Source organism: Methylobacterium nigriterrae (genome assembly GCF_037106235.1).
GTDB classification, from domain to species: domain Bacteria; phylum Pseudomonadota; class Alphaproteobacteria; order Rhizobiales; family Beijerinckiaceae; genus Methylobacterium; species Methylobacterium nigriterrae.
The window spans coordinates 1-710 of the sequence record NZ_JBAWTG010000462.1 but is presented as its reverse complement, the minus strand read 5'-3'; the positions used below and the strand labels follow the sequence as shown (position 1 = coordinate 710).

General features: G+C 67.6%; 1 protein-coding gene. It reads left to right on the top strand.

Annotated elements, in window-relative coordinates; all coding sequences use genetic code 11:
• On the top strand, positions 1 to 654 hold a 654-nt coding region (locus WDW90_RS37745; protein ID WP_336492825.1), incomplete at its 5' end, for an HlyD family secretion protein.
• Positions 655 to 710 lie beyond the last annotated feature (56 nt).

Genomic DNA, 710 nt, shown 5'->3' with positions numbered 1-710 from the left:
GCCGCCGTCGACACGGCCTCGGCCAACCTGACCCTCGCGCAGCGGACCTATGAGCGCGTCAAAACGCTCGCGGGAAGCGGAAACGCGCCGATCCAGCGCCTCGACGAAGTGACGGATACCCTTCATGTCGCGGAGCGCAGCTTGGACCAGGCCAAGCTCGCGCTTCAAGCCGCCGTCACCGGCTACACCGCGGAGGAGCGGGGTATCGCGCACGCCAACGTCGCCAAGGCGAAGGCCACGATCGACACCATCAAGGCGCAGGTCGACGAGCTCGTGGTCAAGGCGCCCTTGTCGGCACAGGTCTATCAGATCAGCGCCGAGGTCGGCGAATACGTCTCACCCGGTGTGCCGCTCCTCTCCCTGATCGACCTCAACGACCTCTGGTTACGCTTCAACCTGCGTGAGGATCTCGCCAAGGGATTGAAGACGGGGGATCGGTTCGAGATGCGGGTTCCCGCCCTCGGTGGCCAGCCGATCACTGCGGAGATCCGGCTGATCGCCACGAAGGGCGAATACGCGGGCTGGCGGGCGACGCGGGCGACGGGCGATTTCGACCTGCGAACCTTCCTGATCCGTGCTTATCCGGTGACCTCGGTCCCGGGCCTGCGGCCCGGGATGAGCGTCTACGCCGACTGGCCGCGTGCCCGGCGATGAAGCCGCCCGCGCAGCCCGGCCTCCTGCTCGTCGCGACGCGGGAACTGCGCTGGATG